Here is a 5,669-nt window from a genome sequence, read left to right on the forward strand (position 1 = left end):
TTAGTTTGTCTAGCATCTAAAATAAAAATTGACGTTTCACGTTGTTTGTTTCGTTCAGTTTTCAAAGAACTACTTAGCCGCTCATTTGCGACTTCCTTATGTTAACACTTTCGTTATTTGATGTCAACTAAGTTTTTCATTTCGTTTGTCGCTTGCGACGTTATTGTCATCGGCGACTTGTTCTATATTACACCTCTAAAGTATAATCGTCAACACCTTTTTATAAAGAATTTCAATTTAATATTTTTATGCTCTTTTAGCTAGATACGTCTCTATAGGATTTCATTATCGGAGCACACCTTCTGCTTCTCTTTAATTTATTTTTAAAAATATATTCAAGTTAATTTGAACTCTAGACTTAACTTGTGTGGACGTTTTCCTCCAACAAAACTAGCAACCTTATTTTAACAAATACTAGTATATAATTAGAGAGTTGTTGTACTATCAATAAAACTCTATTAGAAGCAGGTGAAGATATGAAAGATATACGTATCCTTATAGCAGACGACGATAAAGAAATCCGAAATTTATTAAAAATATATTTAGAACGAGAATTATACATGGTAGACACTGCAATCAACGGCGAAGAAGCCTTGCATTTATTTAATCAAAATAAATATAACCTCGTTATATTAGATCTTATGATGCCCAAAATAGATGGAATCGAGGTATGTAAAAAACTTAGAGATAAAACTAACGTACCTATATTAATGCTCACAGCTAAAGATCACGAAGTTGATAAAATTTTAGGTTTAAGCATTGGTGCTGATGATTATATTACGAAACCTTTCAGCATTCACGAAGTAATTGCACGAGTAAAAGCTCTTATGCGGCGTTTTTTAGTTCTCGGAAGTAACAATACTGCTCAAGAAAAAACAACTTTATCTTTTAAAGGACTAACTATCAATTTAAATACATACACAGTTCATACAAACAAAGAAGAAATTAGCTTAACCGGAAAAGAATTGGAACTGTTAAAATTCTTTACTTCAAACCCAGGGCAAGTATTTACAAAAACACAGCTCTTCCGAAATGTGTGGGACGATAATTATATAGAAGATGACAATACCGTTATGGTACATATTCGAAAACTTAGAAAGAAAATAGAAATTGACCCTTCCAATCCAAAATTTATTCAGACTATATGGGGAATTGGTTATAAGTTTGTAGGTGAAAAGCTTGAAGACTGATAAAACCCTCTTCCTTATTTCATTACAACTTATCATTTGCGGGATTTTAAACATACAAATGGGCCCAAGATTAAAAATGTCTTTATTTATTATCCTTATCTTAATTACAATTTATCTCTTCTTTTCAAGAATACAATTCATTCAACATCGTAAAGCAATGGATACTAAATTAAGTCGTGTACTAAAAGGAAACTTACAAACGAGATTATTCACAAGCAATGACCACTCATTACATAATATCGTTTTTTCAATAAACGAGCTAATAGCTAAATTAGAGCAGGTTCAGATTGAAGCCAAAAGATCCGAGGAATCCAGAAAACAACTTTTGTCTAGTATCTCCCACGATATACGAACACCACTCACCTCCATAATCGGATATATAGATGCTTTGAAAGACGGAGTTGCTGCTTCTAAAATAGAAAAACAAGAATATCTTAAAATACTCTATATGAAATCAAATAACTTAAAGCACCTAGTTGATGAAATATTCAATATGGCGAAGCTAGACGCTAATGAATTTCCACTAAAAGAAGAAGAACTCGACTTTTCTGAAGTTACTAGAGAAGTTTTGATTGAATTTTTACCTGAGCTCTCAAAACATAACATCGAACTGCAAATTCTCATACCAGATTCTACTTGTCCTATCATCGCAGATCATCTAAGCATTATGCGGATTATCGGTAATTTAATGAAAAATGCAATTTATTACGGAAAGGATGGGAAAACAATAGGAGTCGAACTGCTGGAAGCTGATGCAGAATACAAACTTCATATTTGGGATCAAGGCCCTGGTATTCCAAAACATGATTTACAAAACATATTTGAGCGAATGTACCGAAGCGAACAATCAAGAAACTCTTCATTTGGTGGTAGCGGTCTCGGACTCTCTATTTCTAAAGCACTCGTTGAAAAAAATGGTGGGCATATATGGGTTGAAAGTACTCCATGGAAACGAACTACTTTTGGCTTTTCTATTCCAAAACACAATACTTTTAAGAAATAGTTAAGAAATGATTAATATGCAGTTAAGCCTTCCTTTTTATGATGTAAGTAAGAACTTATAGAAAGCAGGTGTCTCCTATAAATACAATTATAAAAACGACTAACCTTACTAAAGTATATGGCAATCAAAAATCAGTAGATAATTTAAATATTAATGTTCAACAAGGAGAGATTTATGGCTTCATAGGCCGCAACGGTGCTGGTAAAACAACAACCATTCGTATGCTGCTTAGTCTTATAAAACCTACAAGTGGAACGATTGAAATATTCGGAGAGAACTTATTCCAAAATCAAAAAGATATTTTAAGCAGAATTGGTTCTATAGTTGAAGTTCCAGGATTTTATGAAAACTTAACTGCAAAAGAAAACCTACTAATTAATGCAAAGATAATTGGGGTTCACAAAAAGAATGCTATCGAAGAAGCATTAGAAATAGTAGGCTTGCAGCATGAGACAAAAAAGTTAGTAGGAAAGTATTCTTTAGGAATGAAGCAACGCTTAGGAATTGCACGCGCTCTTCTCCATTATCCTGAGCTACTCATATTAGATGAACCAACTAACGGACTAGACCCTATTGGTATTAAAGAAATGCGAAAACTTATTCATTCTTTAGCTCAAGAAAGAAATATAACAATACTCATTTCTAGTCACATATTAGCCGAGATAGAACAGTTGGTCGATCGTATCGGAATTATTCATGAAGGAAAGTTACTAGAAGAAGTTTCTCTTGATACGCTGCGCAAAGCAAACCGTAAGTACATAGAGTTTCAAGTGAATAATGACGATAAAGCTGTGATGTTATTAGAAAATCATCTTCAAATTTTTGATTATGAAGTACATGATGAAGGAAATATTCGTATTTACTCTCATTTTGGACAACAAGGATACATAAACAGAACGTTTGTTCTTAATGGTATTGAAGTATTAAAAATGATGATAAGCGAAGATAGACTAGAAGATTATTTCACCAAACTAGTTGGAGGTGGAACAATTGGTTAATCTACTCTATACAGAACTCTTAAAACTAAAACGCTCTAATATGTTTTTAATTAGCATTATTGGTGCTGGTGTCGCACCTTTCTTAGTTGTAGTAGCCTCTTATATACATATAAAAACAAAACAGCCTACTCCAACTATTTGGTTCCATCAATTATTCACTGACGTTAACTTATATACTACTTTAGTTATAGGATTCCCCTTATATGGAGTAGTGGTTGCATATTTGCTTACCCGCGAATATGCAGAAGATACACTGAAAAATTTACTAACTATCCCCGTGTCGCGCATTAGCTTTATTATAAGTAAATTCATCATTCTCTTTCTTTGGATTATGATGCTAACTTTAGTCGCTTGGGCACTTACTTTAATATTAGGGCTATTGGGGAACTTCCCTGGCTTTAACATTTCTTTACTTTTAGGTTCTTTCCTAGAATTTTTAATATGTGGTGGACTTCTCTTTCTATTGTCTTCACCTATTGTGCTACTAACTCTTGTAATGAAGAGCTATGTACCGCCCATTATATTAACAGTCATTATTACAATGACTAATCTTATGCTCGTAAACTCCAAGCATAAAGATTTATTTCCGTGGACCGCTACTCTAGATATCGCAAATAACGAATTACAACCGACATATCCACCAGAGTATTCTTATATCATCATTGCAGTAACGACAATTTCCGGATTTATTGCAACACTATTCTATTTTAAAAAAGTAGACATTCATTAATTTGTAGGAGTGAAACTATGAGCGATATCATTATTGCCTTCATACTCGGTATTGTAGAAGGATTAGCTGAATTTTTACCTATATCCTCTACTGGCCATCTTATATTAGTCGGGCATTTATTAGGCTTTGAGGGAGAAAGAGCGAAAACGTTTGAAATTGTTATTCAGCTAGGCGCAATTTTAGCCATTGCAATTTTATATCATAAACGTCTCGTTTCTTTATGTAATATTAAGCCACTTCTACAGAAAGAAAAAAAATTCAACGCGTTCCATGTATTTCTTGGCGTATTTCCGGCAGTGGTTGCTGGTTTGCTACTACATGATATTATTAAAACATACTTATTCCAGCCATACACTGTTGTGATTGGACTTGTAGCAGGTGCAATTCTTATGCTCTTTGCAGAAGTAAAAAAGAAGGAGGCAGCAGCCTATTCACTGGACGATTTAACATACCGCCAAGCTTTAACAATCGGATTATTTCAGTGCTTAGCAGTATACCCTGGCTTCTCTAGAGCTGGCTCTACTATCTCTGGAGGTCTATTAGCAAAAGTAAATTATAAGACTGCATCTGAATTCTCTTTTCTAATAGCTCTTCCTGTAATGATTGGGGCTACAGGCTTAGACTTACTAAAAAGTTGGAAGTATTTAAGTGTCGATGACATCCCTATGTTTGCGGTAGGATTCATTACCTCTTTTATAGTAGCGATGCTAGCGGTAGTAACTTTTCTAAAGCTTTTAGAGAAGATAGGTTTAAAACCTTTTGCGTACTATCGTATTTTGTTGGCTATCTTATTTACGCTTTTCGTATTGCTATAGATTCATATAAGTCACATATTATTAAACTGATATTCAATTTAGAATATCAGTTTTTTCATCTATTTTAACTCTAGTATTACTCACTTCAATATGGCATAGTGATAATAAACTACCATTCATAATCTGAACGTTCTTTAAGTAACTACATCCTTTATCATAAAATGCAATTGGAAAATTAAAGATCCCATATATGTACAGAACATATTTACAAACTATATTCACTCCACATAGTATCTTTTTAATTTGCAACACACCGCTACAACTTTTAAATGAGTACAAAGACATACTAAATAAGTAAGTAAATTTCCTAGGAATTATAAAGAGACTAAATATGAATTAGAGTGAGGTAACGATAAAAATGAATCAATTAGCACAGACATATTGGGATACTTATTGGGGAAACAACAAAAAACCAGAATCTGTTACAGCTTGGCAATTTGGGGATGCCCCTAATTATCTTGCACAACTAGTAATTGACGGTATTAAAACCGCTACATGCTCCGGTCACATTTTTTATGAATTAGAACATGAATCACTACCGACTACTATTGATTATAGTATTATACTCAATAGTAATGATGAACCTGTAGCTATTATTAAGACAATAGAAGTAACTGTAACACCAATGAATGAAGTAAGCGAAGAATTCGCTATCGCTGAAGGCGAAGGAGATTGTACTTATAATTACTGGAGAGACACCCATGTTCGTTTTTTTACAAAGGAACTAAATGAGCTTGGTCTTAATTTCTCTGAAGATATGTTACTCGTCTGTGAGCGTTTTGAACTTGTTGATGTGAACAATAAAGTGAAATTTTAATAAACTGAGATTTACCAGCCATTCTTATTTTTATAAAACACAAAAAAGACGAGTCATTCTGACTCGTCTTAAAGTTGCTTGGCGACGTCCTACTCTCACAGGGACAAGGTCCCAAC

The 5,669-nt window shown here is 33.4% G+C and carries 6 protein-coding genes; all 6 read left to right on the plus strand.

Features of this window, described 5'->3' with window-relative positions; genetic code table 11:
• Positions 1-476 precede the first annotated feature (476 nt).
• A complete protein-coding gene (locus tag AB6801_RS31105) occupies positions 477-1,190 on the plus strand; it encodes a response regulator transcription factor (protein WP_000651991.1) in 714 nt (237 codons plus the stop codon).
• Complete coding sequence (locus AB6801_RS31110) at positions 1,180-2,193, plus strand: sensor histidine kinase (protein WP_141403053.1); 1,014 nt, start codon at positions 1,180-1,182, stop codon at positions 2,191-2,193. The genes AB6801_RS31105 and AB6801_RS31110 overlap by 11 nt, the downstream gene beginning before the upstream one ends.
• A 68-nt stretch (positions 2,194-2,261) precedes the next feature.
• Positions 2,262-3,191, plus strand: coding sequence for an ABC transporter ATP-binding protein (locus AB6801_RS31115; RefSeq protein ID WP_000074580.1), 930 nt, complete (start codon positions 2,262-2,264; stop codon positions 3,189-3,191).
• Positions 3,184-3,921: an ABC transporter permease gene (locus AB6801_RS31120; protein WP_000247716.1), complete on the plus strand. Its 738-nt coding sequence runs from the start codon at positions 3,184-3,186 to the stop codon at positions 3,919-3,921. Before AB6801_RS31115 ends, AB6801_RS31120 begins: the two co-directional genes overlap by 8 nt.
• Positions 3,922-3,938: 17 nt before the next feature.
• A complete protein-coding gene (gene uppP, locus AB6801_RS31125) occupies positions 3,939-4,736 on the plus strand; it encodes an undecaprenyl-diphosphate phosphatase UppP (RefSeq protein ID WP_001279960.1) in 798 nt (265 codons plus the stop codon).
• A gap of 358 nt (positions 4,737-5,094) precedes the next feature.
• Positions 5,095-5,553: an ASCH domain-containing protein gene (locus tag AB6801_RS31130; protein ID WP_097999661.1), complete on the plus strand. Its 459-nt coding sequence runs from the start codon at positions 5,095-5,097 to the stop codon at positions 5,551-5,553.
• The last annotated feature ends 116 nt before the right edge of the window (positions 5,554-5,669 follow it).

Origin of the sequence: Bacillus sp. RCC_6_1, assembly GCF_041360755.1 — a bacterium.
Lineage (GTDB): Bacteria > Bacillota > Bacilli > Bacillales > Bacillaceae_G > Bacillus_A > Bacillus_A cereus.